The following is a 556-nucleotide window of genomic DNA, read 5'->3' as shown; positions in this document are numbered from 1 at the left end:
CCATCGTGTTCCGCGTCGTGGCGTAATCAGCTTCGCCCAGCCCGTACACTTTATCCACGATGGGCACCCCACCGTAGTAGCGCACTAACTGATGGTAGTAGTAAGCCCGCATGAACTTGGCCTCCCCCATCAACCGGTCGGCCATCCCGCTCGAGTTGGCGAACTTGGGCGTGGCCAGATTCTGAATCGCCAGGTTGGCCGCCCGGATGCGCAGGTACATCTGGTTCCAGTCAATCGTCTCGTTGATCCAGCCCGCATCGGCGGGGTTGGACCGAGCCTCGGTAATGGTAGTGATCCCCCGGCCCGGGTGGGTGAAGATGGTTTCATCCGTCAGCGAAGCCAGTTGCTGCTCGTTGAAACCGCCCTGGCCCAGCCCGGCGTAAATACCCGTCACGAAGGCTTCGGCCAGGGCCGCGTCCGTCCAGACCGCGTCACCGGCGACCTGGTCCAGCGGCTGGGTGTTGACGAAGTTGTCGTTGCAGCCCGTGATGCTGAGCGAGGTAGCGAGCAGGGCCAGACTTATAATTTTGACTTTCTGTATCATGTTGTAAGAAAT

Annotated in this window: 1 protein-coding gene; it reads right to left on the bottom strand. The window is 60.1% G+C overall.

All coding sequences use genetic code 11. From position 1 onward, the window contains the following. Positions 1-544: RagB/SusD family nutrient uptake outer membrane protein (locus ACYVAD_RS26125; RefSeq protein WP_461142506.1), on the bottom strand; the 544-nt coding region annotated here is incomplete at its 3' end. Positions 545-556 lie beyond the last annotated feature (12 nt).

This window comes from Spirosoma pomorum, assembly GCF_054776615.1.
Note: the sequence above shows the minus strand (reverse complement) of the source record. Positions and strands in the feature narration are given on the sequence as shown.